The organism is Tardiphaga sp. vice304 (assembly GCF_007018905.1).
Classification (GTDB): domain Bacteria; phylum Pseudomonadota; class Alphaproteobacteria; order Rhizobiales; family Xanthobacteraceae; genus Tardiphaga.
Map to the genome: position 1 here is coordinate 4,090,008 of NZ_CP041402.1, position 25,685 is coordinate 4,115,692.

A 25,685-nucleotide genomic window follows, 5' to 3' on the forward strand; every position below is an offset into this window, starting at 1 on the left:
TGCGATTCGCTAGGGATCGTGGTGATCGTTACATATCGCGTAAAGTTCTGCGCCGCGAGTTGATCCATGGCCGAAGAAGCATTTGCCCTGTCGCCGATTTCCGCCCGACCCAACGTCCCGGGCGAGGCGGATTACGATGCGATCCGCGAGGCCTTCATGGAGACCGCGCGGGGCCGCTGGTTTCTCAATGAATACGCCAAGCGCAACCGCCACGCCGACACCGGCATGGTGCTCGAAGCCGTGGCCCGGATCGAGGCCGGCCTCAAGGCGCAGAAGCAGACGCCCGCCGGCCTCAGCCTGAGCCAGGCGCTGGGCAGCATCCGTTCCGCCCTGCGCCAGGCCAAGGCCACCGCGATCGAGTCGCTGCCGCGCCATGACATCGACGACACGCTGACGGCCGCCCGCAACGGCGCGCGCATCGTGCGCGAGATCGCCTGGACGCTGCGCGAATGCGGCGCCGATGTGCGGATCTGCGATCTGCTGGACACCCAGGTTACGGCGATCGAGGCCGGCCAGCCAAATGCCGGCGACGACGGCCGCGAAGCGGTGCTGGCGAGCTACGACGTCTTGATGCAGACGATCGAACAGCTCGCTGACGGCCGCACGACGGCCGCGGGCGCAGAAGCCGATACCCCACCCGCCGCCGAGATGCCGACGCCGGAAGAAGCGCGGGCCTCGGTCACCCCGCTGTTCAAGGCGCCGGCGCCCGATCTTGTCGCCGAAGCCGCGGAGCTGCCGGAGTCTGTCATCGAGCAGGCGGCCATGCCCGAGCCGGCGGTCGAGCGGATGATCGCGCCGGCCGTTGAAATGGCCCCGGCCGCCATCGCACCGATCGCGGAATCGACGGCCGAGCTAGCCGTGAGCATCGCCGAAACGTCGCGGGCAGAACTGGCCGGTGAAAGTGCCGTCGCCGAAGCCGAGACGGCGTTGGAGACGGCGCTCGAAGCCGATGCCTATGATCTCGCGGTGCTCGACCGGGTAGCGATGGAAATGGCCGTGCAGGACCCGAGCGAGCCGGAAACCTCGGAGCTCGATACGCTCGAGCCGGAGATGGATGCTCCGGAGATCGACGAGTTGCAGATCGACGAGCCGGAAATTGCGCCCCCCACAGCCGTTGCCGCCAGACTGCCGGCCGTCATGCCGACACCAATCCCCGCAATCGTATCCTTGGCGCCGGCGCCCGAACCGATCCCGGAGCCCGCGCCTCAGCCAAAGCCTCAGGCCGAGCCTGCCTATCATCCCTCGCTGGGTGCGGCGCTGATCGCCAGTGGCGTGATCTCCAACCCCAACGCGCCGGCCGCCGATCCGCTGGCCGCGATCCGCCGCATGAGCCAGTCCGAAAAGATCGCGTTCTTTTCATAGTCGGTCGGAAGTGCACGGGCTGCGGTGGACTACTTCCGCACCAGATGTTTGGTCGGCGTCACTGTGGTGGCGGGGACGGCCTCCGAGATCGCGAACGTCAGCCAGGTGTTCCAGCCGGATGGCCGGTTTTCGGCGGCAAACTCGCCATATCCTTTCAGTCCGAGAAACGCTTGATTACTTGCGATCGGGAAAATATAGCCGACTTGCGGGCCGACACCGAAAACCCGGGAGCGGAAGCTGCCGAGAATGGCCGGCTGTCCTGAGTCGTCCGTAATCTGCTGATAGGCGTAGCCGACGAGGCCGACGAAGACCTGCTTCGACAAAAATTGCGACGCTCCCCAGTCGAAATGGAAATCGACGCCGCTCTGGTACTGCGTATCCGGGTTCTTGAAGTTGTAGGTCAAGCCGCCGACGCCGGAAAACTCGATCCCGGTTGCGGGATTGAAGTAGGTGTAACCTCCGCCGAGGTCGAGCGCACCGTGACCGAGACCGATATTGGAGAGACGGCCGGGACTGTAGTCTCCGACCGGTATGCCGCCAGCAGCGTAGGCCATATAGTTGTGAACGCCGTTATTCCATTTCAGCTTCAGGGTCGGAAAGAGGTCTCCATAGGATGTGAGATCGTCTTCCAGAAATCCATTTCGCGTGGTCACGATGGGGCCAACGGCAGACGTCAGGGTACCCGAGAGACTGGCAGCGTTCCTGCCGTAGACGCTGGCGAGCGTTGCCGACAACTGGCCGCCGAGAATCGGGGTCGCGAAGGTGTAGGTCGGCGCAAGGAGCACGAGGTCGGCCTGAGCGCCCAATGCCACATTCAGATTGATATTGACGTTCGGCGAAAGCCGTCCGGCCTGGAATTGCCGCGACGCCGCAGTGGCGCCCGATGCATCCAGGCTCGCATGGTAGTAGATCGCGCCTATGGACCATCCTGGCGTCGTCGGTGTTGCAGCAAGGCTGCCGTACAGCCCCGGCAACCAGAACGAAATGCCGTTCTCGTCGGCGACAGACATTTTCGGAGCAAGCAAGGCAAGTGCGGCGGCAACAGCGCCAATCAGCCGTGGCCAGCTAAGAAGGTCGCGTTTCATGGTTATCGCCTTTCAGATTTAACGGTCTTAGCTAATCCCTTTGGTACACAATCAACTGCTTTCAGACTCTGTGCGATCAATCGGATCGGCCTCTGCTTCAGCGCCACCTTTTAACCCTTGTCAGCGAAGACGAAGCTACTTCTGCAACTCAATTTCTCCGGGCCGCCAAGTCTTGTCGAACCACGGCTGTGTCGGCCCATAGAGGCGCAGAAGGGTATTCCAGCTCGTCCCAGGGGCCGTCTGCACCCAGTTCTTTTCCAGTCCCGCGGGAGCCGTCGGGCCGAAGAAGACGTCAACCGAACTGTCGGCGTTCACCTTGAGGCCTTCGGTCTGGCTGCCGACTGTCGGGAATTGCTGGTCGATCTGGATCATCGACCGGGTCTGGTTGTCGTAGAGGATCACCGACCAAAAGTTCTTGATCGGAATGTTCGGCGGCAAATGCAACTTGTACGACTTGCCGCCATCAAGCGCATCGCCCTTCGAATCGACGAACGCCGCCATGTATTGCGATCCTTCACCAACGGTTCTTGAATCCATCGCTGGTGTGACCCCTGTGGCGTAAAAGAAAAAGCCCGAGTAGCCGTTCAATTGGCGGGCACCTTTTTCCGCGAACTTATAGCCGCCAATGAAGCCAAGCCGCCAATTGCTCTTGCTGTCAGGGTAATAATAGCCGTCTGGCCCGCGCCACTTGTACATGATGGTGCGCGCTGTAGCGTCGCCAACGACTGCGGCTTCCGTCAGCATTTTCTTCATGCGGTCATCGGGCGCAAACGGCTTGCCTTTCGCAATACCGATTGACGCCCAGAATCCGAGCGTCGTCGCATCGACGCTGTCAGTTGGCTCGTCCTGCACGACCTTGTTGAGAAGCTCCCAGAACCGATAGTCCGCGGGTCCGACCATGTTGAACGGCTTGCCGGACATATCGATGAAAGTCAGCTTTGGCGGATTGGCCGCCTGCTTGAGCGGGTAAATCTTCGTGAATTTCTTGACGGCCTCTACACCCGGCTTCGGATCGCCATTCACCAGGAAAGTCCGCCATGCCGTCCAGACGCTGAACGAGTTTGGACGAATGATGAAGTAGCCTTTCGGCACCTCACCCTTGTAGCCCGGCGGCAGGAAGAGATATTTCCCACCTGCTCCGCGATCCGGACCGGTGAGGCCGATGTCACCATTCCAGTTATACCAAATGTCATCAGCCAGCCCGAGCACCTTGGGGGGCGCTTCGACGACAACAGGCCCGTCACGAAGGTTCAGCCAGAACCAGGTATAGGGTGTGTTGTTGTTGGCAGTGAGTTCAGTGGTACGAGAGTCGACCAGCTTCTCCCAGATCGGCACAGTCCTGTTGGCGGGGCCGAGCTGCAGAATGTTGTCGCGGTTGGCGACCTGATTCACCACGGGAAGCGCGAGCAGATAGGCCTGGACAGCTCGCTGGAAGTCGAGATTATCGTATAGCTTGTCGACGGTCGCCGCGTCAGGGAAGCCGCCGAAGAAACTCAGAGTCCCAAGGCGGGTTTCCACTTTGTCGGGAATAGCGACGCCTGGAGGGACCGGCGTTTGCATCTTGTACTGCTGGCCATGTACAGGAAATCCGGAGAGCGCCATCAACGATAGTACGGAGAATGTCAGTCCAATCGATTTCATCGCCATCCTGCCTTTCAAACGCCAGCCAACTCCCAATTCTAAAAGGTATGCGCGGCGCCAAGAATCCGGTCAGGGCACGCTGCGCGTCTCATCAATCGGACAACCCCTTCTTCAAGACGGCTTCCTTTCCGGCCCGCACGGCTTCTTCCCCATCGGCCTTTTTCATTTCCTTCAACTCGATCGTCACCTGGCTGATCTTGCCGGTGAATTTGAAAGGCACCTTGTAGGCTTCGGTGACCGGCGTGCCTTCATCGGCGCCAACATCGGCGCCTTCATCGGCGGAGAATCCACAGCATTGGGTACGTTCGATACGTCCGGTGGCGACACGCTTGCCGTTGACAAACAGCGAACCGATCCCGCCTTTACCGATGCCGCCGCCGTCATAGGCAAACTCAAAGCGGATCGTGGCTTTCCCTGCAGGCAACGCCTGCTTGGCTGCTACCGTAAATCGCTGCAAACCGAGGAAATTGTAAGTGTATGTCGGCTTGCCGTCCTTGATATAAAGGCTCCAGCCGCCGAACCGGCCGGCCTGCGCAAGGATGGCCCCGCTAGCTCCTGCCTTCGGAATTTCCACATCGGCGGTGATCGTGTGCGAGCGGTTCTTCGTATTCATGAAGACATTCTCGGACATTCCGAGCATGCCGTCGTGCACCGTCAGCGAGGTGCGGCCGGCCATCAGGTCGGGCCGTCCGACAAGAGCCGGATTAAGACGCTCCAAGGTTCTATCGTCGAGCGGCAGCACCGAATACTTGACCGCTTCTTTCAGAAAGAGCTCCTGAAGCTCCTTGAGCTTGTCGGGATTCCTGGCGGCCAGATCGTTCGCAAGGCTGAAGTCCGACCGCGTGTCGTACAATTCCCAGACATCTTGCTCGAGCGGCCTGCGATTCTTGGTTTCCCACGCCGCCCGGTGGATTGTGCCGGCGAGCCAACCATCGCTGTAGATGGCGCGATTGCCGAAAATCTCGAAATACTGGGTAGTGTGCGTGCTCGGTTCCCTGGCGTTGGCAAAGCTATAGGCCATGCTCACGCCTTCAATCGGCGTTTGCACCGTTCCGTTCACGCTCTTCGGCTCCGGCAGCTTCGCGGCTTCGAGGATGGTCGGTACAATGTCTATGACATGATGCCATTGCGACCGCACCTCACCCTTCGCCGCGATTCCCTTCGGCCAATGAACCACCATGCCGTTGCGGGTCCCGCCGTAGCTTGAGGCGATCTGTTTGGTCCATGTGAAGGGCGTGTCACCAGCGACCGCCCATCCGGCCGCGTAATGGCTGTAGGTCATCGGGCTGCCGAGTTCATCGTAGTGCTTGAGGATGTCTTGGACCGTCTCCTGTACACCGTTGAAATAGGTCATCTCGTTGAACAACCCGTTCATGCCGCCTTCCGCACTCGCGCCGTTGTCGCCGAGGATGTAGAACACCAGCGTGTTATCGAGTTGCCCAGTCGCCTGGATGGCATTGACCAGCCGTCCGATTTCGGTATCGGCATATTCGGCAAAGCCGGCGAACACTTCCATCTGGCGCGCGAAGAGTTTTTTCTCGTCAGGGCTTAACGTCACCCAATCCTTGATGGCTTCGGGTTTGGGAGCGAGCTTGGTACCAGCCGGAACCACGCCGAGACGTATCTGACGGGCCAACGTTTCCTCGCGGAGTTTGTCCCAGCCCTGGTCGAATTTTCCCTTGTACTTGGTGATCCATTCCCTCGGCACGTGGTGGGGGGCATGGGTAGCGCCGGGCGCAAAGTACATGAAGAACGGCTTATCGGGTGTCAGCGACTTCTGGTACTGCATCCAGTCGATCGCCTTGTTTGTCATGTCAGTCATGAAGTTGTACTTGGGATCTTTCGACGGCTCGACCTGGGTCATTCCGTCATAGATCAGCGGCGCCCATTGGTTGGTCTCGCCGCCCATGAATCCGTAAAACTTGTCGAAGCCCTGACGGGTGGGCCACCGGTCGGTCGGGCCGGATGGGCTTACTTCCCATGCCGCGGTTTCGTGGTTTTTTCCGAAATGAGCGGTGCTGTAGCCATTGAGCCTCAACATCTCTGCAACAGTGGCTACGCTGTTCGGGCGCTGCCCGGTCTGGCCCGGAAAGGTCGTCGCAGTTTCGGCAATCGATCCAAAATTGTTCATGTGATGGTTACGGCCGCTCAGCAGCGCCGATCGGGTCGGCGAACAGAGCGCCGTGGTATGAAACTCGTTGTAGCGAAGACCCTCACCAGCCAGACGATCTACCGTCGGCATGCTGATCGGACCGCCGAAAGCACTGGATTGCCCAAAGCCCATATCGTCGATCAGAACGATGAGAACGTTGGGCGCTGCTGCAGGTGGCTTTACTTCGAACCGGGGCGGCGGCGTTGCATTTCGGGCGTCGAACTCAGTGGAGTGCGGATACTGCGGCTCCGGAATCGGGAGCACGGTTCGATCGGTCGGATACACGACACTTGGAGATTTTGTTTGCTGCGCATTCGCAGGAATTCCCAATGGCGCGAGCAAGGGCAGCGCGACGATAGACGTGATAAAAATACGTCTCATATCAGCGACCTCCAGAATGTAGATAAACAAAAAGTTTTTTCGCAATATGCAGTAATAGTATGCGCATTCGCGCGTCTCGTCAGTTCGGCAACGGACACACTGACCGGAATCAGCAATCAGCGACGGCCAATGCGATTGACGGGACCGCCGCGATTCATCGGCGTTCGCCGCACCGCAACGCCGGGAGTGACGACAGCGCGCGCCACCGGTCGCGGCCCTAGCACGACGCCGGGTCTCACAATGCATCCGACGGGGTATGCAACGTACTGGCAATATACTACTGCATGCGCGTCTACCGTGCTCGCTGCTACAAATCCCGTGACGACCACAGTCGTTAGAAATGCCGAAAATGCGACTGATAGCTTCATCTTGGGTACCTCCAGTTTCATTTTTTCTCAAACTGCTACGATCCGAACGACCTAACATTGACGTGTGTCAACGATCCGGCGCGAGCGCTCTGCGCCGATGCTTGACTTGAAGCCGAGTTAGCCGATGATACGGACGATCTTCGTGGGAACGGCTTGGTCATAGCCTTCCGTTCTCAGCGCTAGGCGGTGTCGTGGCACGCAGAAAACGCAGATCAGTCTCTAAATCTGGATCGGAGAGAGGGCCGTCTGGAGAGCCGTCGCCGGTGGTATTGGCGTCAGCGCGAGCTCCAGTGAACTCAGATGGCGAGTTGATGCCGAAGCGCGCGATATGGACTGCGGTGACAGTCATTGCGGCGGTTGGGTTCGCCTTCTGCGCTGTTCTCTATTTCCTCGGCGGCAGCGAATGGGCCTTGAACCGAAAAGAGTCTTCGGTCGCGACCTTCGTCGGGAGTGAGACATGCGCTGGCTGTCACCAGGGGGAGGCCAAGCTGTGGAATGCATCGCAATATAAGGCGGCGATGCAACATGCGACCGACGCTACTGTGCTCGGAAATTTCAACGATGTAAGCTTCGACCACTACGGAATTCGCTCGCGCTTCTTTCGCAAGGACAACAAATTCCTGGTCGAGACCGACGGCCCCGATGGCAAGCTTGCCATCTTCGAGGCGAAATACACCTTTGGCGTCGATCCGCTGCAGCAATATCTTGTTGAATTCCCTGACGGTCGCATTCAGGCGCTTCCGATCGCTTGGGACAGTCGGTCCAAGGACAGCGGTGGACAACGCTGGTTGCACCTGTCTCCGGCCGAGGAAATCAAGCACGACGATGTTCTGCATTGGACCAGGCTGAACCAGAACTGGAATTTCATGTGCGCGGAATGTCACTCGACCGGCCTGCGCAAGAATTACGATGCCCGGACGGACCGCTTTGCCACGACGTGGGCGGAGATCAGCGTGGGTTGCGAGGCCTGTCATGGGCAGGGCTCGCGCCACGCCGCCTGGGCGCGCGAGCAAAGCAGCCGGTGGGTATTTCGCCAGCGCCAGGACCCTAGCAAGGGACTGCTGGTTCGTTTTGACGAGCGATCCGGCATCACTTGGCCAATCGATCACCGGACCGGAAACGCACGGCGCTCCGCGGAGCCGGCGACGCTCCGCAAGGAAGTCGAGACCTGTGGCCTCTGTCACGCCCGGCGGGCCGGGTCTCATGAGGACTGGATACCCGGTGAATGGCTCTCGCAAACCCACGTGGTTGAGCCGCTCGCGCGCGGCACCTATCATGCCGACGGGCAGATCCGCGACATCGAGGAGCCGTATAATTATACGCCGTTCAAGCAAGGCAAGATGTTTGCTGCCGGCGTCACCTGCAGCGACTGCCACGATCCGCACAGCGCAAAGCTTCGGCTGTCGGGCGAGGCTGTCTGTCTGCAATGTCACGCGCCCGACAAATATTCCGACTTGAAACATCGCCGTCACGCCGCGGGCGACGCGGCGCCGACTTGCATTTCCTGCCACATGCCGGTCCGAACATACATGGTGGTCGATACCAGACACGATCACAGCTTCAGGGTCCCTCGCCCCGATCTTTCGGTCACGCTGGGAACGCCGAACGCCTGCAACGACTGCCACCGTGACAAGTCACCGCAATGGTCGGCTGCTGCCGTCGAACGATGGTTCGGGCCAGACCGCAAGGGATTCCAGGCTTTTGGTGCGGCATTTCACGCCGCCCGCAGCGACCAGGCCGACGCCGCCGCGCTGCTCTCGGTGTTGGCGGCAGATCGCCAGGCGCCGGCCGTGGCGCGCTCCAGCGCACTCGACGAACTGGCCTCGCGCGCTACACCGAAGACCGTCGCGACGGCCCGCACGGCGCTCGTCGATCCCGATCCAATGGTGCGGATCAGCGCCCTTAACATGCTGCAAAACTTGCCCGGTGAGCCGGTCTGGTCGCTTGTGGCACCGCTGTTGTCAGATCCCGTCCGGGGCGTTCGCATCAGAGCGGTTTCTTTGCTCGCGGGCGTCGCTTCCGCAAGCCAGCCTCCACCGGATCGTGCAGGCTTTGATAAGGCCGCGGCCGAATTCATCGCCGATCAGCGCGCCAACGCGATGAGACCGGAAGCCCGGACCACGCTCGGGGATTTTCTTGTGCGGCGGGCCAGGATGCAGGAAGCCGAGGACGAATACAGGGCTGCCCTCAGGCTCAGTCCGCTCCATACCACGGCGGCGATCAACCTCGCAGATCTCTATCGGCAACGCGGCCGGGACGGTGAAGGCGAAATAGTCCTGAACACGGCGCTCGCGGTCTCACCGCGCGACGCAGCCCTCCACCATGCGCTGGGCCTGGTACTGACACGACTGAAACGGCCCGAAAGTGCGCTCGACGAGTTGCGTCAAGCCAGGGAACTCGAGCCGAACCAGCCGCGCTATGGCTACGTCTATGCCGTCGCGCTGCATTCCGCTGGCCGTTATGAGGAAGCGATGACCGTCTTGAAGGAAGCGCTGCGCAACCATCCGACCGATCGCGAGGTCCTTCAGGCCCTCGTCTCGTTCAGCCGCAACGCCGGGGATGCAGCTGCGGCGCTCGGCTACGCGGAACAACTCGCGACGGTCGGGCCACCCGACCCGAATCTAGCTAATCTGATTGAGGGACTTCGCCGAGCTATCCCGCTTAGCAAACCATAAGAGACCGCAATAACTCTGGCCGGCTGTCTCAAGAAGTCGATGCAGGGCTGTCTCTGCCCGCACGTCCGTTGCGGGGCAATCGCAGCACTTCCCCCTGCGCAACTCCGTCCATGTCGGCCGTGCTGCCTAACGGCGAAATTAGATCCAGAAGATCAATTGCCTGGCCAATTCGCGTTGATCACATTCGCATACAGATCCGCATCGACATTGCCGCCGGATAATACGATCACCGCGACCTTGCCGCGAGCATCGATCTTGCCGGTCATCAAGGCCGCCAGCGCCACCGCGCCGCCGGGCTCGACCACCAGCTTGAGATCGCGGAACGCGAAGGCCATCGCCTTGGCAACTTCTTCATCCGTCGCACTGACGCCGCCGGCAAGCAGCTGGCTGTTGACTGCAAACGTCAATTCGCCGGGCATCATGGCCATCAGCGCGTCGCAGAACGTCTTGCCATCATTGGGATGCGCCACGCGCTGGCCGGCACGCAGCGACAGCGTGTGGTCGTCGAAGCCGGCCGGCTCCGCAACAATGATCGACGTCTCCGGAAACTTCGCCTTCACCGATAGGGCAATGCCGGCGATCAGCCCGCCACCCGATGCTTGCGCCGAGACGATATCCGGCGCCACGCCCAAGACCGCCAGGTCTTCGGCGATCTCGCGGCCGACGGTGCCCTGCCCGGCCATCACAAACAGATCGTCATAGGGCGGCACCAGCGTCGCGCCGCGCTTGCCAGCGATCGCGCTGGCGATGGCTTCGCGGTCCTCGGTATAGCGATCGTACAACACGACCTCGGCGCCATAGCCGCGGGTTCGTTCGCGCTTGGAGGCGGGCGAATCGGCGGGCATCACGATGGTCGCCTGCATGCCCAGGATCTGCGCCGCCGCGGCGACGCCCTGCGCGTGGTTGCCAGACGAGAACGCCACCACGCCGCCGCCGCGCGCGGCCTGCGGGATCGAGGCCAGCTTGTTAAAGGCGCCGCGAAACTTGAACGAGCCGGTCCGCTGCAGCACTTCGGGCTTGATGAAGATGCGCCCGCCGGTCAGCGCATCGAGCGCAGGCGAGGTCAGCAACGGCGTCCGCACCGCATAGGGCGCAATCACCTCGGCTGCGGCATCGATATCGGCGACGGAGATCGGCATTGGGGCATGTGTCATGCCGCTTTGTATCGCGCGCCGTCGCAGGCGATCAAGTCGCGATCGCGGGATGCTCCGGCGACGGTTTGGCATTTCCGCCCGGCTCGGCGCGGACCCGGCTGATATTGCCGATGAAGGCCCGGGCCGAGGCCTCCCAGGTGTGAGAAGCGGCAAACCGCAGGCAGGCCTGCGGCAGCAATTGCAAGGCGCCGAGGCAGGCCTCCCGCAGGTCGTCGCTGAGGACGCCGACCGGGGCGGCGCCGATCACGTCGCGCGGTCCCGTCACCGGGAATGCCGCGACCGGCACGCCGCTCGCCAATGCTTCGAGCAGCACCAGCCCGAAGGTGTCGGTCTTGCTGGGAAACACGAAGACGTCGGCGCCGGCATAGGCCGCGGCCAGCGCCTCGCCCTGCAGCGCGCCGAGGAAGATCGCCTTGGGATATTTTGCTTCCAGCATGGCTCGCGCCGGGCCGTCGCCGACAACAACCTTGCTGCCCGGCAGATCGAGGTCGAGGAAGGCTTCGAGATTCTTCTCGACGGCGACGCGGCCGACCGACAGGAAGATCGGCTTCGGAAATCCGAGATCGACCGGGCGGGGATGGAACAGCGTGGCATCGACGCCGCGCGACCACAGCACGACGTTGCGAAAGCCGCGGCCGCGCAACTCGTTGGCCAGCGCCGGCGTCGCGGCCATTACCGCGGAACTGGCGCCATGGAAGCGACGCAACCCCGCCCAGATCCAGGATTCCGGGATCGGCAGCCGCGCCGAAATATATTCCGGAAAGCGGGTGTGGAAACTCGTGGTGAAGGGAATGCGGCGGCGCCGGCAATAGGCCCGCACGGCAAATCCAATCGGGCCTTCGGTGGCGATGTGAATGTTGTCGGGCCGAGCCTCCTCGATCAGCCGCGCAATCTTGCGACGTCCCGGAAAGGCGACGCGCAAATCGGCGTAGCTCGGCAGCGCGAAGGTACGAAACGATTTTGGCGTCAGAAAACTCACTTCGACGCCGAGGCCCTTCGCGGCTTCCGCCATCATCGTCAACGTCCGCACGACGCCGTTGACTTGCGGGTGCCAGGCGTCGGTGGCGACGAGGACGCGCATCACGCCGCCCTGGTGGCGACCGCACGCACCGGCACGGCGCGCCGCAGCGGATCGGTCCAGGTGATGATCTCGAAGCGGCCGTCTTCATGCTCGGCAAGCGCGGTGCAGCTCTCGACCCAGTCGCCGCAATTCATATAGCGGACGCCGTGATTGTCGCGGATGGCGGCGGTGTGGATGTGGCCGCAGATCACGCCGTCGGCGCCCTGCCGGCGGGCTTCCGTCGCCAGCGTCTCCTCGAACGCGCCGATGAAGTTGACGGCGTTCTTGACCTTCAGCTTGGCCCATTGCGACAGCGACCAGTAGGGAACGCCGAACCAGCGCCGGAAGGCGTTGACCAGCCGGTTCATCTGGATCGCGAAATCATAGGCCTTGTCGCCGAGATGGGCGAGCCAGCGTGCATTCTGCACCACGAGATCGAAGATATCGCCGTGGATCACCAGATAGCGCTTGCCGTCGACGCCGGTGTGAATCGCGGTCTCGACCACGTCGATGCCGCCGAAATGGGTGCCGTAGTAATTGCGCAGGAATTCGTCGTGATTGCCGGGCACATAGATGATCTTGGCGCCCTTGCGGGCCTTGCGCAGCATCTTCTGCACGAAGTCATTATGCGATTGCGGCCAGTGCCAGCCGGACTTCAGCGCCCAGCCATCGACGATGTCGCCAACGAGATAGATGGTGTCGGCGTCGTGGGTGCGCAGAAAATCCAGTAGCCGGTCGGCCTGCGATCCCCGTGCGCCCAGATGGACGTCGGAGATAAACAAGGTGCGAAAGCGTCGTTCGTTGCCTTCACTCATCACGTCTGTTTCCATAAAGAGCGACTAGCGGAGTCTCATGACACCATGGTGACGCTAGGCCGCTTGTTCCTCGCGTTCGAACGTTACCAGGGTGTAGATGCCGAACGGCGCCAGTCTGCGCCGCTCGACCAGGATGGATTGCGAGGTGGCCTGCGACCACGCCTGCAGCCGCGCGAAGGGAAATTCCGGGCGCAGCCCCATCGCGCGGGTCTTTACCGCCGCCCAGCGCTCGACCGCGGCGGCCAGGCCGGTCTCGGAATACAGATGGTTGACCAGAATGATGCGACCGCCCGGCTTCACCACGCGATGGCACTCCGACAGCACCTGCTCGGGATTTTCCACCAGCGTGATGACGAATTGGGCGACGACGCATTCGAACGTCGCGTCAGCGAATTCCATCGCATGCGCATCCATCTGCTGCACCGAGCGGACCCACGGATAGCGCCCGCTGGCCATTTTGGCACGGGCCTTGTCGAGCATCGGCGCGCTGAGGTCGATGCCGGTGATTTCGGTCGTGGCATCGTAGTCGTCGAACGACAGGCCGGTGCCGACGCCGACCTCGAGGATCTTGCCGCCGACGCTGCGAGCCGCCGCAGCCGCCGCGCGACGGCCCTTCAGCATCACCGGACCGCACACCGCATCATAGATCGGCGCCCACTTCGCATAGGCGTTCGCGACTACCGACGTATCTAGATCCAGCGTCGTCATGCGCCCATCCGTTCAGCGGGTCCGGGAGAATCGGACACCTCGTTGGCTGACCGGGTGGTATCAAGCGAGTGCGACAAAGCGACGACAGGATGTCGCAGCGCACCTTCGTAGCCCGGATGGAGCGCAGCGAAATCCGGGGTCGACAGTCTGGTAGAAGCGCTTTCCCCGGATGTCGCTCCGCTCATCCGGGCTACAAAAGAGCGCTAATAATACTTGTGAAAATGGTGCACCGGCCCGTGGCCGTGCCCGACCGTGAAGCGATCCGCGGCCTCGATCGCCGCGCTGACATAGGCCTTGCCGAACCGCACCGCGCGCTCCAGCGACTTCCCCTTCGCCAGCGCCGCAGCGATGGCCGAGGACAGCGAGCATCCGGTGCCGTGGGTGTTTCGCGTCTCGACGCGCGGCGCCGGCAGCGCCAGCGTGGCATCGGATGTGACGAAATAATCGATGCTCTGCGCACCCGTGCCGTGGCCACCCTTGATCAGCACCGCCTTGCAACCGAGCGTCAGCAGCCGCCTTCCCTGCGCCTCGATCTCCGTCTCGCTCACCGCGATCGCCGCGTCGAGCAAAGCGGCGGCCTCCGGCAGATTGGGCGTGATGAGATCGGCGAGCGGAATGAGCTGTGCGCGCAGCGCCTCGACGGCCTCGGGCGCCAGCAGGCGATCGCCGGAGGTGGCGACCATCACTGGATCGAGCACCACATGCTTCGGCGTCCAGCGCACGATCCCGGCGGCGATCGCAGCGATCACGTCCTGCTGCGACACCATGCCGATCTTGACGGCGCCGACCTCGAGATCACCGAACACCGCATCGATCTGCTCGGTGACGAACCCCGCCGGCACCGGGAACACGCCGGTGACGCCGCGTGTATTCTGCGCCGTCAGCGCCGTGATCGCCGAGGCGCCATAGACGCCGCAGGCGGCAAAGGTCTTTAGATCGGCCTGAATGCCGGCGCCGCCCGAGGAATCCGAACCGGCAATCGTCAATGCTACGGGCGTGGGCATGGAAACTCGCTTGAAAGCCGGCGGATACCGCCTGATCCATGAGTCCTAGCCCGGCGAGCCCGGAGCGGCAACCGGGCGCCGCCGCGGCTTGCCACGGCCCCCCGTTTTGGGCTTGATGGCGGCGAAATCGAATACGTTGCGGAGAATCCCGATGGTCCCCTTCTTTGTCCAGTTCAAGTGCAAGCTTGGCCAGTCCTACGCCGTCGCCAATGCGCTGGCCGAAGCCGAGATCGCCTCGGAGATTTACTCGACGGCCGGGCATTACGATCTGCTGGTGAAATTCTACGTCGATAACGCCACCGACATCGGCCATTTCGTCAACGAAAAGGTGCAGACCATCCCGGGCATCCAGGACACCCACACGATCATCACGTTCAAGGCGTTCTGAGACGGTCTCTTCACCTCTCCCCGCCGGGGAGAGGTCGGCGCGAAGCGCCGGGTGAGGGGGCGCCGCGCCATCGATAGTCCGTAACCCCTCACCCGGATGTCTTCGCTACGCTCCGCCATCCGACCTCTCCCTATGGGAGAGGTGCGCTGAGCATCAGCCGTCTCGCCTACACCGCCATCTTCCGGTGCAGCACCGGAACGCCGCTGAGGCCTTCGGCCGCATCGATGATCGCATTGGCGTCGATGCCGTGGTGGCGGTAGAGATCGCCGATGGTGCCGGTCTGGCCGAAGCTCTCGACCCCCAGCGCTTCGAGCCGGTGGCCGCCGACGCTGCCGAGCCAGCCCAGCGTCGCCGGATGGCCATCGATCACGCTGACGATGCCGCAATCGCGCGGCAGCGGCGCCAGCAGTTTCTCGATATGGCTGAGATGCGATTTGTCGCGCCGGCCGCGGCGGATTTTTCGCGCGGCCGTCCAGCCGGCCTGCAGCCGGTCGGCCGAGGTGATCGCCAGCAGGCCGATGTCGCGGTGGCTGTCGCCGAGCAGGCCCGTGGCCTCGATCGCCTCCGGTGCCACCGCGCCGGTATAGGCAATCACCAGATCGCAATTGGCGCCAGGCTTGCGCAGCCAGTAAGCGCCGTCGGTGATGCCCTGCTGCAATTCCGGCGTCATCATCCGCTGCGGCTGCTCGATCGTCCGCGTCGACAGCCGCAAATAGACCGCGCCGCCGTCATCCGCCTGCATATGCGCAAAGCCCCAGCCCATGATCACCGCCAACTCATCGACAAAGGCCGGCTCGAACGCGGCCAGCCCATCCTGCGCGAGGCCGATCAGCGGCGTGACGATCGACTGGTGCGCGCCGCCTTCCGGCGCCAGCGTCACGCCGGACGGCGTCGCCGCCACCATGAAGCGGGCGTCCTGATAACAGGCGTAGTTGAGCTGATCGAGCGCGCGGCTGATGAACGGATCGTACAAGGTCGCGATCGGCAGCAGCCTGACGCCGTTGATCGACGACGACAAGCCCAATGCCGACATCAGCAGGAACAGGTTGCTCTCGGCGATGCCGAGTTCGAGATGCTGGCCCTTCGGCGAAAAATCCCAGTTGAAAGTCGAGGGGATCTTTTCGCTGCGGAACAGGTCGGCCTTCTCCGCGCGCGCAAACAGCCCGCGGCGATTGACCCAGGCACCGAGATTGGTCGAGACGGTGACGTCCGGCGACGCCGTGACGATGCGCGACGCCAACTCCGTGTCGCCGCGCGCCAGTTCATGCAGCACTAGGCCGAAGCCCTGCTGCGTCGACATCGACGGCGCCGGCTTGAAGGCGAGCTGCGCGGGCACCTCGATCGCCGGCGCGTTCAGGCGGCGCTTGCCCTGCTGGATGAACGGCACGTCTTTCAGGAACGCGTCGAGCAGGCTCGCATCCTGAGTCAGCCCCTCATATTTGTCCCACTCATGCCCGGGCCGGATGTGCTGCGTCTCGCGCCACTTCTCCATCTGGGTCGGCGTCATCAGGCCGGCATGGTTGTCCTTGTGGCCCTGGAACGGAAGGCCGACGCCCTTGATGGTGTAGGCGATGAAGCACACCGGGCGGTCATGATCGATCGCCTCGAAGGCCTCCACCATGCTGGCCATGTCGTGGCCGCCGAGATTGGACATCAGCGCCAATAACTCCTCATCGGAGCGCGCCTCGATCAGCCGTGACACTGGACCCTGATCGCCGATCTCGTCACTGAGGCGCTTGCGAAATGCGGCGCCGCCCTGAAAACACAAGGCCGCATACATCTGGTTCGGACAGTTATCGATCCAATGGCGCAGCGCCTCGCCGCCGGGCTCCGCGAACGCCGTCTGCATCAGCCGGCCGTATTTCACGATCACCACGTCCCAACCGAAATTGCGGAACATGGATTCGAATTTTTCCCACAGCCCCTCGCGGACCACGGCATCCAGACTCTGGCGGTTGTAGTCGACGATCCACCAGGTGTTGCGCAGGCCATGTTTCCAGCCTTCCAGCAGCGCCTCGAAGATATTGCCCTCGTCCATCTCGGCATCGCCGACCAATGCGATCATGCGGCCTTCGCGGCGGTCCTTCAGCCAGCCATGCGCGCTGACGTAGTCCTGCACCAATGACGAGAACAGCGTCTGCGCCACGCCGAGCCCGACCGAGCCGGTGGAGAAGTCGACGTCGTCGATGTCCTTGGTGCGCGACGGATAGCTTTGCGCGCCCTTGAAGCCGCGGAAACTCTCCAGCTTGTCCCGCGTCTGGTGATCGAACAGATACTGGATGGCATGGAACACCGGCGAGGCGTGCGGCTTCACCGCGACGCGGTCTTCTGGCTTGAGCACCGCGAAGTACAGCGCCGACATGATCGTCGCCAGGGACGCGGACGAGGCCTGATGGCCGCCGACCTTGAGGCCATCGGCGTTGGGGCGGATGTGGTTGGCGTTGTGAATGGTCCAGGACGACAGCCACAGCACCTTGCGCGCCAGCGCGGTCAGGGTCTGCAGCCGGCGGGGCTCGATCGGCATGGCGCTCTCGCTTGGTGGGTGTTGTTGCTGCCAGTCTAGCAGCGCGCCCGCGCGAAACTTCTCAATTATCGGCGACAAGTGGCAGTAAATTGGGATAAACTGGGCGCCACAACCCTCAATCTCGGGAATTCTTTCCATGACTTCGCTCGACGCCATCGACCGCAAGATTCTCGGGGTGTTGCAGGCCGATGGCCGGACCACCATGCAGGACCTTGCCGAACAGGTCGGGCTGTCGGTCTCGCCCTGCCACCGCCGGGTCAAGCTGCTCGAGCAGCGCGGCGTGATCAGCCGCTACATGGCGCTGGTCGACCAGAAGTCGCTGGGCCTTCACGTCAGCGTGTTCATCTCGATCAAGCTGGTGCGGCAGAAGGAAGAAGACCTCGAGCGTTTCGCCAGGGCGATTTCGGGCTGGGAGGAAGTGCTGGAGTGTTACCTGATGACCGGCAACCGCGACTATTTGCTGCGCGTGGTCGCCGCCGACCTGGCGTCCTACGAGACCTTCCTGAAGACTAGGCTGACGCGGCTCGACGGCATCGCCTCGATCGAATCCAGCTTCGCGCTCAGTCAGGTGAAGTACACGATCGCCCTGCCGGTCTGAGTGCGGGGCTTCGGGGGACGGCCGGCTACGCGCCTGGATAGGGCTCCGCCGGCATCGCGATGGCGGCGCGGCGGACGCGTTCGCGGTGCGCGGTATAGACGCCGCTGGAGATGATGATCGCCGCACCGCCCAGCGTCCACAGGTCCGGTAGCTCGCCGAAGATCAGGAAGCCAAGGATGGAGACCCACAGCAGCTGGCTGTAGGAGAACGGCGCCAGCACCGAGGCGTCGGCATAGCGGAAGGCGCGCACCACGATCCAGTGGCCGATGGTCGACGACACGCCGATCGCGCAACCGATGCCGAGTTCGCGCCAGCCCGGATTGACCCAGACCAGCGGCACGAACACCGACAGGATCAGGAAACCGACCAATGCCGCGAAGGCCATCGTGGTGACGGCGCTGTCATGTCCGGTAATGCGCCGCGTCAGCACCAGCGCACCGGCCCATCCCAGCGCCGACAGGATCGGCAGGATCGCCGTCGTCTGGAATGCCGCGCTGCCCGGACGCACGATCACCAGCACGCCGATCAGCCCGACAATGGTCGCCGCCCAGCGCCGCGGCCCGACCTTCTCGCCGAGAAAGACGATCGACAGGCCGGTGACGAAGATCGGCGCGACGAAGGCCGTGGCGGTGGCTTCGGCGATCGGCAGCGCGCCGAGCGCGAGGATGAAGAAGATGGAGGACGACAGCATCGCTACGCCGCGTAGCACCTGGAACACCGGCCGCGTCGAGCGCATCGCGCCCGGCGTGACCAGCACGACCGGCAGCATGATCAGCACGAAGACCGTGAAGCGCAGCCAAGCGATCTCGATCGCCGGCAGATCGCGCGACAAATATTTCGCCATGGCGTCCGATGACGCCAGGAAGATGGTCGAGCCCATCACCATCGCGATACCGCGGAACGGCCGATCGGCATGGCCCTTCACCCCGGCGCGGACAACGGACTTTGGCGGCGGAACATGGGTGGTCACGGGAAACCAATCGTGGGCTGCGGGCTCGCCGCACAGCGCCAGCCCGAATCAGATGCCAGAGCACCAGACGACGATCCCGGTTTCGCGACAACTGCCGATATCAGGCAGCTAATATGCACCCGGCTGCCCATTCGCGGTTACCGCCGCCCCGCAACAGACCAACCGGCGGCCATCACAGCATCGGCAGGCTCGACGGCTCGCGACCGAGCGGAAAGGCTTTGTCAATCTCGGCCTGTTCTCCGGCACTGAGCTGCAGTTCGCCAGCCGCGGCATTATCGGCGGCATGCGCGGCCGAGGAGGCTTTCGGGATCGCGAATAGCGCAGGTTGCCGCGTCAGGAACGCCAGCGCGACCTGGCGCGGCGTCGCCTGATGCGCGGCAGCGATGCTGGCCAGCACTTGTCCCGCCGGCGAACGCGGGCTCGGGAACTCATTGTGACCGAACGGCGAATAGGCGACGACGGCCACACCATGCTGTTCGCACCATGGAATGACGCGGTGCTCGATGGCGCGTTCCTGCAGGTGATACAGCACCTGGTTGCAGGCGATCGCGCCCTTGTCCGCGACCTTTGCCACGGCGGCAAGATCGTCGGCGTCGAAATTGCTGACGCCCCAAGAGCGGATCTTGCCGGCGGCTTTCAGTTCCTCGAAGGCGGCGACCGTCTCGGCGAGCGGCGTCTGGCCTCGCCAGTGCAGCAAATAGCAATCGAGGTGGTCGGTGCCAAGACGTTGCAGCGAACGCTCGCACGCCTGGATCGTACCGCGCTTAGAAGCGTTGCTTGGCAGCACCTTGGAAACCAGGAACACGTCGTCGCGCCGGCCCTGGATGGCATCGGCCACGACCAGTTCGGCGTCGTCATACATCTCGGCGGTATCGATATGGGTCATGCCGAGGTCGAGGCCGTGACGCAACGCCGCCGTCGCGGCGGCGAGATCGCCGCGGTCGATGTACCAGGTGCCCTGCCCGATGACGGAGACGTTGGGGCCGTTGCCGAATTTCTGCTGCCGCACGCACGCCTCCGCTGCACCGTGCGTCCGATGTTCGACGACGGGGACCAGTATCTAGCGGATTCTGCCATACGTGTCGCCGCCATCTCCCCTGTCATCCCGGATAAGTGAGCGTCAGCGAACGCATATCCGGGATCCAAACGCCGTGCAGGCCTGCTTTGCCGAAACGCTGAGGCCATCGCACCTCACGAAGGACGGGGGTTATGGGTCCCGGCGTTCGCCGGGACGACATTTGGGGCTCAGTGGCTGATCATCCACGGCCGCGCCGTCGGGAGCTTTTCGCTCCCGATCACGTCTGCTTGACCAGCCGCGACGGCTTCTTGCCGGAGCAGCAGCCACAGCCGGCGCCATGCGCGGCCTTGTATTCCGCGGAACTCTTCGGCGCATGGCGGCTGCGTTCGTTGGTGGCGTGGGCCTTGCGTTTGTCCGCGGGCATGCAGAAGAACGCCGGCGCCATCAGCATCACCCGCGGCGCTTCGGCAGCGCATTGCGGGCAGTCATGCGGCTCTTCGCATTCGGCCATCGGCCGCATCTCGGTGAACGGGCCGCAATCATTGCAAAGATATTCATAGACCGGCATGTGAGTATCCAACGCTGAAGCAAGGACCTATCCCCGTCATTGCGAGGAGCGAAGCGACGCGGCAATCCAGTTCTTTGCTTCAGCACGCAAAGACTGGATTGCTTCGTCGCAAGGGCTCCTCGCAATGACGCGGATAGTGCGGTGAAAAAAGAGGCTACGAGACGGCGACAAGTGTCCCGCAGCCCAAGGTGCTATTTGTCCGGCGACAGCGGCATCTGGATTTTTCCGTCGATGTGCTTGATGGGTCCGGCTGACGACGGGTTGATATCAAAGTCGAAGATCTGCGTCGGCAACCATAGTGTGGCGCAGGCGTTGGGCACGTCGAGGACACCGGAGATATGGCCGTGCACCGGCGCCGTGCCGAGAATCGAATAGGCCTGGGCGCCGGGATAGCCGAACTTCTTCAGATATTCGATGGCGTTCAGACACGCCTGGCGATAGGCGATGTGGACGTCGAGGTAATGCTGCTTGCCGGCCTCGTCGACCGAGATGCCTTCGAAGATCAGGTAGTCATTGTAGTTCGGCGTCATCGGCGACGGCTTGAACACCGGATTCTTGATAGCGTATTTCGACGCGCCGTACTTGATGACATCGACCTTGATGTGAAGCCAGCCGGCCATCTCGATGGCGCCGCAGAAGGTGATCTCGCCATCGCCCTGACTGAAGTGCAGGTCTCCCATCGAGAGACCGCCACCCGGCACATAGACCGGGAGGTACACCTTGGAGCCGCGCGACAGATCCTGGATGTCGCAATTGCCGCCATGCTCGCGCGGCGGCACGGTGCGGGCGCCCTCGGCCGCGGCCTTGTCGCGGGCGTCGCCTTTCAGCCGGCCCATATGGGCGGTCGGGCCGAACGGCGGGTTAGCGAGGCCGGGCACGCGGGTCGGGTTAAGGACAATGCTGCCTATCTGCCGTCGGAGTTCAGCCGCGACCTCGGCCTCACCGGTCGCGAAGGCGAGGTGTTGTCATGGCTCAGCAAGGGCAAGAGCAACCGTGATATCGCCCAGATCCTGGGCCTTAGCCCGCGTAAGGTCGATGAACATCTGGAACAGATCTGCGCCAAGCTCCGCGTTGAGAACCGTACGGCAGCGGCCGCGATCGCAGTGAACGCTAGTCACAGGAAGGCGTAGATTCTTCGGAGGACCCTTGCGTCTATCTCAATTTGAGATACGCTTTGAAATAAGGTTTATTTCGACCAGCGCTCTTGTCGCCTTCACGGCTAGGCATCCGGCTGCGGGAATGCCGCTACAGGTCTGGCGCCGCATCATCGAGTCGCGGGCTTTCGCAGGATTTTCCGACATCAGGAAGACGTTCAACTCCGTCGACCGCGTTGAAAATTTCTACGTCTTCGATATCGGCGGCAATAAATACCGGATCGTCGCCGCGCTTCATTTTGACAAGCAGCGGCTCTACGTGAGGTATGTCTTCACCCACAAGTAGTACGATTCATGGACGCCTTGATACTGACCCTCGATGAGGTCGCCGACATTACCGGGCATCTGAACGCAATCTCTGCCCGTATCCCGTTGCATCCCATCAAGACCAAGCGCGACTACAAGGCGGCTTTGTCCGCGTTGAACGCATTGCTCGATGCGGGCGGCGCCGATGAAAAGGATCCGCTGTCCTCCCTCGTCGCGCTGCTCGGCGAGCGGATCGGCGACTACGAGGATGTCCATATGGCTCCTGCGCAGGCTTCGCCGCCCGATACGTTGCGGCTTCTGATGAATCAGCACGGGCTCAGCCAGCGCGATCTCCCGGAAGTGGGAAGCCAGGGCGTGCTATCAGAAATCCTCAGTGGAAAGCGCGACCTCAACGTCCGGCAGATTAAATGGCTGTCCGAGTGGTTTAATGTCGGACCGCAGGTTTTCGTTTGAGTTGAGCGCGCAACGACACGCGCCGTCTCTCCATCTCGACCTTGCTCCCCTACTCCATCGTGCTATGAATCCTTCCGGCGCATCCTCGGGCAACGAGGAGCGACCCAACATTGACGCCGGGTCCGGCAGTCCAGGGAGGATGACACATGGCTTTTCACGGCCCGACCCGTCGTGCCTTTGTGCAGGGGACGCTCGCCACCGGCGCGCTCGGTCTCACCGGAATTCCAGCCTTCGCCGATCCCGCCTGGAAGAAATACGCCGGCACCACGATCGAGGCCAACCTGATCAAGGGGCCGCGCGGCGACCTGCTTCAAAAATATGCAGGAGAGTTTACCGAGCTGACCGGCATAAAGGTCGAATCGGAAGTCATCCCCGAGCAGCAGCAGCGCCAGAAGGCCGTCATAGAGCTCACCTCCGGCAAACCCAGCTTCGACGTCGTCCACGTCAGCTATCACGTGCAGAAGCGGCAGTTCGAAAAGGCCGGCTGGCTCGCAGACCTCAGTAGCTTCCTGAAGGATCCGAACCTGACCGCGCCGGACCTGCGGGTGGATGACTTTTCCGCCGGCGGCCTGCAATTCGCGCAGAACGAAAAGGGCGAGATGCACTCGCTGCCGTGGTCGGTGGATTATTTCATCCTGTACTACAACAAGGAGATGTTCGCCAAAAAGAACATTGCCGTACCAAAGACCTTCGACGAGATGGCGGCCGCTGCCGAAAAACTCAACGATCCCGCGAACGGCGTCTATGGCTTCACCGGCCGCGGGTTGCGCAATGCCAACATGACGCTGTGGACCAATTTTTTCCTGAATTACGGCGGCGAATTCCTCGACGCCAAGGGCAACATTCTGACCGATGGCTCGGAGGCCATCGAGGCCACCAAAATGTATCAGCGGCTGCTCACCAAGACCGCGCCTCCCGGGGTCGCCGGATTCAACTGGATGGAGTCCATGGCCACGCTGACCCAGGGCCGCGCCGCGATGTGGATCGACGGCGTCGGCTGGGCGCCGCCGATCGAGGATCCGAATGCATCGCGCGTGGTCGGCAAGATCGGATACACCGTCGTTCCAGCCGGCCCCAAGGGCCAGTTCTCTGCTGCCTATGGCGACGGCATCGGCATTGCCAAGACCAGCACGAAGAAGGAAGCCGCCTACCTGTATTGCCAGTGGGCGGTCTCCAAGACCATGGGGGCCCGTTTGCTGCAGAGTGGCGGCGGCGTGCCGTTCCGCAACTCGATCCTCAACGACGAGACCGTGCGCAAGGGCGTCAAGAACCAGGAGTGGCTGGATTCGGTGATCGCCTCGGCCAAGATCAGCAAGCTCGGCCTTCCCGTGATCGTACCTGTCGCCGAATTTCGGGATCTGGTCGGGGCTGCAGTCACCGCCACGTTGTCCGGAGCAGACCCGGCGACCGAGTTGAAGAAGGCCCACGACCAGTTCAGGCCGATTCTGGAGCGCAGCGAAAAAACGTGAGCGAACTGACAGCCGTCCGGCCGGCCGCGGTCGAGGCCAAGTTGACAACTGAGCAGTGGCGGCCGATCTCTTATTGGCCGTTCGTCATCCCGGCGATGATCGTCGTACTGGCCGTGATCATCTTTCCCTGGATCTACACGATCTGGATGAGCCTGCACGAATGGAAAGTCGGCTCGCAGCCTGCCTTCGTCGGCTTTGCAAACTACCTGCGCTTGCCGACCGATGCACGGTTCGTCGAGTCGGTCTGGCACACGCTGGTCTATACTGCGCTATCGGTGGCGTTACCGCTCATTCTCGGCACAATGGCGGCGGTCATCTTCAATACAAAGTTTCCGCTGCGCGGCTTCTTCCGCGGGCTGTTCATCCTGCCGATGATGGCGACCCCGGTGGCTATCGCTCTGGTATGGACCATGATGTTCCACCCGCAGCTCGGCATTCTCAACTATCTGCTGTCGCTGGTCGGGCTGCCGCCATCGCTGTGGGTGTTCCACCCGGCGACCGCGATCCCGTCCCTGGTGCTGGTGGAAACGTGGCAGTGGACGCCGCTGGTGATGCTGATCGTGCTGGGTGGCCTGTCCGCAATCCCGTCAGAGCCTTATGAAAGTGCGCAGATCGACGGCGCCACGCCGTGGCAGACCTTTCGCTACATTTCGCTGCCGATGATCATGCCTTTCCTGTTCATCGCGGCGATGATCCGAATGATCGATGCCGTGAAAAGCTTCGATATCATCTTTGCCATTACGCAAGGTGGACCCGGCAGCGCGTCGGAGACCATCAACCTTTATCTCTACAGCGTCGCCTTCGTCTATTACGACGTCGGCTACGCCTCGGCGATCGTGGTAGTTTTCTTCGCGCTGATCGTGGTGCTGGCCGGCGCGCTGTTGCATTTGCGCCAGCGCACCCACTGGAACGACACCGGGGGCAGCGGTTGATGAGAACCCTTCTACACCGAATCGGCCTGACGTTCGCAATCTTCGTCATCGTGTCGCCGGCGATACTGTTCTTCCTCTGGATGTTCTCGCTGTCGATCAAGTTCGAGATCGACAACGCATCCTATCCGCCGGTGTTCATCCCCGACCGCTTCAACTGGGGCAACTACGCCGCAGTGCTGGAGTCAAAAAGGTTCGCGACGTATTTCTTCAACACGCTGATCGTCACCGGCGCCGCGACATTGTTCGCACTGATCGTCGGCGTGCCCGCGGGTTACGGCATCGCTCGCATGCGCGCCCGCAAAGCGGCGGTGGTCATCCTGATCGCGCGCATCACACCCGGGCTTTCCTATCTCATTCCACTGTTCCTGCTGTTCCAGTGGCTGGGCCTGCTGGGCACGCTTTGGCCGCAGATCATCATCCACCTCGTGGTGACCGTTCCGATCGTCATCTGGATCATGATCGGCTATTTCGAGACCACGCCGATGGAGCTCGAGGAATCGGCGATCATCGACGGCGCCACCCGCTGGCAGGTGTTTCGCCACGTCGCCTTGCCGATTGCGCGGCCTGGCATCGCCGTGGCCTTTATTCTGGCGGTGATCTTCTCATGGAACAACTTCGTCTTCGGCATCGTGCTGGCCGGCCGCGAGACCCGCACGCTGCCGGTGGCGGTCTACAACATGATCTCGTTCGACCAATTGAGCTGGGGCCCGCTGGCAGCGGCGGCACTGATCGTCACCTTTCCTGTGCTGTTGCTGACGGTGTTCGCGCAACGCCAGATCGTGGCAGGATTGACGGCGGGCGCGGTGAAGTGACGGCGCTCTTGGCGTCGTCATCCCGGGGCGGGCGCGGCGCCAGCCGCGAACGAACCCGGGATCTCGACATGTTCATCAAGGCATCTCGGGCTTCCGGGTTCGCTCGGGCTGCGCCCTCGCGCCCCGG

Annotated in this window: 20 protein-coding genes and 3 pseudogenes; 10 read left to right on the top strand and 13 right to left on the bottom strand. The window is 62.5% G+C overall.

Going from position 1 to position 25,685, the window contains the following annotated elements; translation table 11 throughout:
• Positions 1-66: 66 nt before the first annotated feature.
• Positions 67-1,362, top strand: coding sequence for a hypothetical protein (locus tag FNL56_RS19475; protein ID WP_143582250.1), 1,296 nt, complete (start codon positions 67-69; stop codon positions 1,360-1,362).
• Between the two features lie 29 nt (positions 1,363-1,391).
• On the opposite strand, the gene FNL56_RS19480 is transcribed toward FNL56_RS19475, so the two are convergent.
• The 3 genes from FNL56_RS19480 to FNL56_RS19490 form a co-directional block, all read right to left on the bottom strand.
• Entirely contained in the window at positions 1,392-2,447 is a 1,056-nt protein-coding gene (locus tag FNL56_RS19480; protein WP_143574631.1) for a SphA family protein, read from the bottom strand.
• A 135-nt stretch (positions 2,448-2,582) separates the two neighbouring features.
• Complete coding sequence (locus FNL56_RS19485; RefSeq protein WP_246661459.1) at positions 2,583-4,094, bottom strand: DUF1254 domain-containing protein; 1,512 nt, start codon at positions 4,092-4,094, stop codon at positions 2,583-2,585.
• Between the two features lie 85 nt (positions 4,095-4,179).
• Positions 4,180-6,621 carry an arylsulfatase gene (locus tag FNL56_RS19490; protein WP_143576269.1) on the bottom strand — a complete coding sequence of 814 codons (2,442 nt, stop codon included), beginning with the start codon at positions 6,619-6,621 and terminating at the stop codon, positions 4,180-4,182.
• Positions 6,622-7,300: 679 nt separating this feature from the next.
• Between FNL56_RS19490 and FNL56_RS19500 the strand changes: the two genes are divergently transcribed.
• Positions 7,301-9,664, top strand: coding sequence for a tetratricopeptide repeat protein (locus tag FNL56_RS19500; RefSeq protein WP_168204676.1), 2,364 nt, complete (start codon positions 7,301-7,303; stop codon positions 9,662-9,664).
• 152 nt (positions 9,665-9,816) lie between these two features.
• On the opposite strand, the gene FNL56_RS19505 is transcribed toward FNL56_RS19500, so the two are convergent.
• The 5 genes from FNL56_RS19505 to thiD all read right to left on the bottom strand — a co-directional run bounded on the left by FNL56_RS19505 (position 9,817) and on the right by thiD (position 14,405).
• Positions 9,817-10,818 (bottom strand): threonine ammonia-lyase, encoded by a 1,002-nt coding sequence (locus FNL56_RS19505; protein WP_143574632.1) that lies wholly within the window; start codon positions 10,816-10,818, stop codon positions 9,817-9,819.
• A 31-nt stretch (positions 10,819-10,849) separates the two neighbouring features.
• Complete coding sequence (locus FNL56_RS19510; RefSeq protein ID WP_143574633.1) at positions 10,850-11,899, bottom strand: glycosyltransferase family 4 protein; 1,050 nt, start codon at positions 11,897-11,899, stop codon at positions 10,850-10,852.
• Positions 11,899-12,693 (bottom strand): UDP-2,3-diacylglucosamine diphosphatase, encoded by a 795-nt coding sequence (locus FNL56_RS19515; RefSeq protein WP_246661016.1) that lies wholly within the window; start codon positions 12,691-12,693, stop codon positions 11,899-11,901. Before FNL56_RS19515 ends, FNL56_RS19510 begins: the two co-directional genes overlap by 1 nt.
• Before the next feature lie 54 nt (positions 12,694-12,747).
• Positions 12,748-13,401 (bottom strand): class I SAM-dependent methyltransferase, encoded by a 654-nt coding sequence (locus FNL56_RS19520; RefSeq protein WP_143574635.1) that lies wholly within the window; start codon positions 13,399-13,401, stop codon positions 12,748-12,750.
• A gap of 203 nt (positions 13,402-13,604) precedes the next feature.
• A complete protein-coding gene (gene thiD, locus FNL56_RS19525; RefSeq protein ID WP_143578131.1) occupies positions 13,605-14,405 on the bottom strand; it encodes a bifunctional hydroxymethylpyrimidine kinase/phosphomethylpyrimidine kinase in 801 nt (266 codons plus the stop codon).
• 151 nt (positions 14,406-14,556) lie between these two features.
• Between thiD and FNL56_RS19530 the strand changes: the two genes are divergently transcribed.
• Positions 14,557-14,793 (top strand): Lrp/AsnC ligand binding domain-containing protein, encoded by a 237-nt coding sequence (locus FNL56_RS19530; RefSeq protein WP_068735543.1) that lies wholly within the window; start codon positions 14,557-14,559, stop codon positions 14,791-14,793.
• 166 nt (positions 14,794-14,959) lie between these two features.
• Here the strand turns inward: FNL56_RS19530 and FNL56_RS19535 are convergent, their stop codons facing one another.
• Positions 14,960-17,317, bottom strand: a complete 2,358-nt coding sequence (locus tag FNL56_RS19535; protein ID WP_143574637.1) for a transketolase — start codon at positions 17,315-17,317, stop codon at positions 14,960-14,962.
• A gap of 136 nt (positions 17,318-17,453) precedes the next feature.
• On the opposite strand from FNL56_RS19535, the gene FNL56_RS19540 reads away from it, so the two are divergent.
• Positions 17,454-17,915, top strand: coding sequence for an Lrp/AsnC family transcriptional regulator (locus FNL56_RS19540; RefSeq protein ID WP_143574638.1), 462 nt, complete (start codon positions 17,454-17,456; stop codon positions 17,913-17,915).
• A 25-nt stretch (positions 17,916-17,940) separates the two neighbouring features.
• Here the strand turns inward: FNL56_RS19540 and FNL56_RS19545 are convergent, their stop codons facing one another.
• From FNL56_RS19545 to FNL56_RS19560, 4 genes and pseudogenes are all read right to left on the bottom strand, one after another.
• Complete coding sequence (locus FNL56_RS19545) at positions 17,941-18,885, bottom strand: DMT family transporter (protein ID WP_441351238.1); 945 nt, start codon at positions 18,883-18,885, stop codon at positions 17,941-17,943.
• 172 nt (positions 18,886-19,057) lie between these two features.
• A complete protein-coding gene (locus FNL56_RS19550; RefSeq protein WP_143574639.1) occupies positions 19,058-19,894 on the bottom strand; it encodes an aldo/keto reductase in 837 nt (278 codons plus the stop codon).
• A gap of 236 nt (positions 19,895-20,130) precedes the next feature.
• Positions 20,131-20,471 (bottom strand): annotated as a pseudogene (locus FNL56_RS19555) (FmdB family zinc ribbon protein).
• Between the two features lie 191 nt (positions 20,472-20,662).
• Positions 20,663-21,370: pseudogene (locus tag FNL56_RS19560) on the bottom strand (acetamidase/formamidase family protein); the annotation flags it as partial.
• A gap of 12 nt (positions 21,371-21,382) precedes the next feature.
• On the opposite strand from FNL56_RS19560, the pseudogene FNL56_RS19565 reads away from it, so the two are divergent.
• From FNL56_RS19565 to FNL56_RS19590, 6 genes and pseudogenes are all read left to right on the top strand, one after another.
• Positions 21,383-21,601 (top strand): annotated as a pseudogene (locus FNL56_RS19565) (helix-turn-helix domain-containing protein); the annotation flags it as partial.
• Between the two features lie 16 nt (positions 21,602-21,617).
• A complete protein-coding gene (locus FNL56_RS19570) occupies positions 21,618-21,911 on the top strand; it encodes a type II toxin-antitoxin system HigB family toxin (protein ID WP_246661461.1) in 294 nt (97 codons plus the stop codon).
• An 8-nt stretch (positions 21,912-21,919) separates the two neighbouring features.
• The gene (locus FNL56_RS19575; protein ID WP_143574641.1) at positions 21,920-22,345 is read left to right on the top strand and encodes a helix-turn-helix domain-containing protein; all 426 of its coding nucleotides are present in this window, start codon (positions 21,920-21,922) and stop codon (positions 22,343-22,345) included.
• 146 nt (positions 22,346-22,491) lie between these two features.
• Entirely contained in the window at positions 22,492-23,814 is a 1,323-nt protein-coding gene (locus FNL56_RS19580; protein ID WP_143574642.1) for an ABC transporter substrate-binding protein, read from the top strand.
• Complete coding sequence (locus FNL56_RS19585) at positions 23,811-24,746, top strand: carbohydrate ABC transporter permease (RefSeq protein ID WP_168202969.1); 936 nt, start codon at positions 23,811-23,813, stop codon at positions 24,744-24,746. The genes FNL56_RS19580 and FNL56_RS19585 overlap by 4 nt, the downstream gene beginning before the upstream one ends.
• The gene (locus FNL56_RS19590; protein WP_168202970.1) at positions 24,746-25,558 is read left to right on the top strand and encodes a carbohydrate ABC transporter permease; all 813 of its coding nucleotides are present in this window, start codon (positions 24,746-24,748) and stop codon (positions 25,556-25,558) included. The genes FNL56_RS19585 and FNL56_RS19590 overlap by 1 nt, the downstream gene beginning before the upstream one ends.
• The last annotated feature ends 127 nt before the right edge of the window (positions 25,559-25,685 follow it).

Bases quoted from the DNA above. Each gene is read 5' to 3' on its own strand.
- FNL56_RS19490 (WP_143576269.1), bottom strand. From the start codon at position 6,621: ATGAGACGTATTTTTATCACGTCTATCGTCGCGCTGCCCTTGCTCGCG.
- FNL56_RS19510 (WP_143574633.1), bottom strand. From the start codon at position 11,899: ATGCGCGTCCTCGTCGCCACCGACGCCTGGCACCCGCAAGTCAACGGC.
- FNL56_RS19500 (WP_168204676.1), top strand. From the start codon at position 7,301: ATGCCGAAGCGCGCGATATGGACTGCGGTGACAGTCATTGCGGCGGTT.
- FNL56_RS19530 (WP_068735543.1), top strand. From the start codon at position 14,557: ATGGTCCCCTTCTTTGTCCAGTTCAAGTGCAAGCTTGGCCAGTCCTAC.
- thiD (WP_143578131.1), bottom strand. From the start codon at position 14,405: ATGCCCACGCCCGTAGCATTGACGATTGCCGGTTCGGATTCCTCGGGC.
- FNL56_RS19575 (WP_143574641.1), top strand. From the start codon at position 21,920: ATGGACGCCTTGATACTGACCCTCGATGAGGTCGCCGACATTACCGGG.
- FNL56_RS19515 (WP_246661016.1), bottom strand. From the start codon at position 12,693: ATGAGTGAAGGCAACGAACGACGCTTTCGCACCTTGTTTATCTCCGAC.
- FNL56_RS19520 (WP_143574635.1), bottom strand. From the start codon at position 13,401: ATGACGACGCTGGATCTAGATACGTCGGTAGTCGCGAACGCCTATGCG.
- FNL56_RS19580 (WP_143574642.1), top strand. From the start codon at position 22,492: ATGGCTTTTCACGGCCCGACCCGTCGTGCCTTTGTGCAGGGGACGCTC.
- FNL56_RS19535 (WP_143574637.1), bottom strand. From the start codon at position 17,317: ATGCCGATCGAGCCCCGCCGGCTGCAGACCCTGACCGCGCTGGCGCGC.
- FNL56_RS19505 (WP_143574632.1), bottom strand. From the start codon at position 10,818: ATGACACATGCCCCAATGCCGATCTCCGTCGCCGATATCGATGCCGCA.
- FNL56_RS19480 (WP_143574631.1), bottom strand. From the start codon at position 2,447: ATGAAACGCGACCTTCTTAGCTGGCCACGGCTGATTGGCGCTGTTGCC.
- FNL56_RS19590 (WP_168202970.1), top strand. From the start codon at position 24,746: ATGAGAACCCTTCTACACCGAATCGGCCTGACGTTCGCAATCTTCGTC.
- FNL56_RS19475 (WP_143582250.1), top strand. From the start codon at position 67: ATGGCCGAAGAAGCATTTGCCCTGTCGCCGATTTCCGCCCGACCCAAC.
- FNL56_RS19485 (WP_246661459.1), bottom strand. From the start codon at position 4,094: ATGGCGATGAAATCGATTGGACTGACATTCTCCGTACTATCGTTGATG.
- FNL56_RS19540 (WP_143574638.1), top strand. From the start codon at position 17,454: ATGACTTCGCTCGACGCCATCGACCGCAAGATTCTCGGGGTGTTGCAG.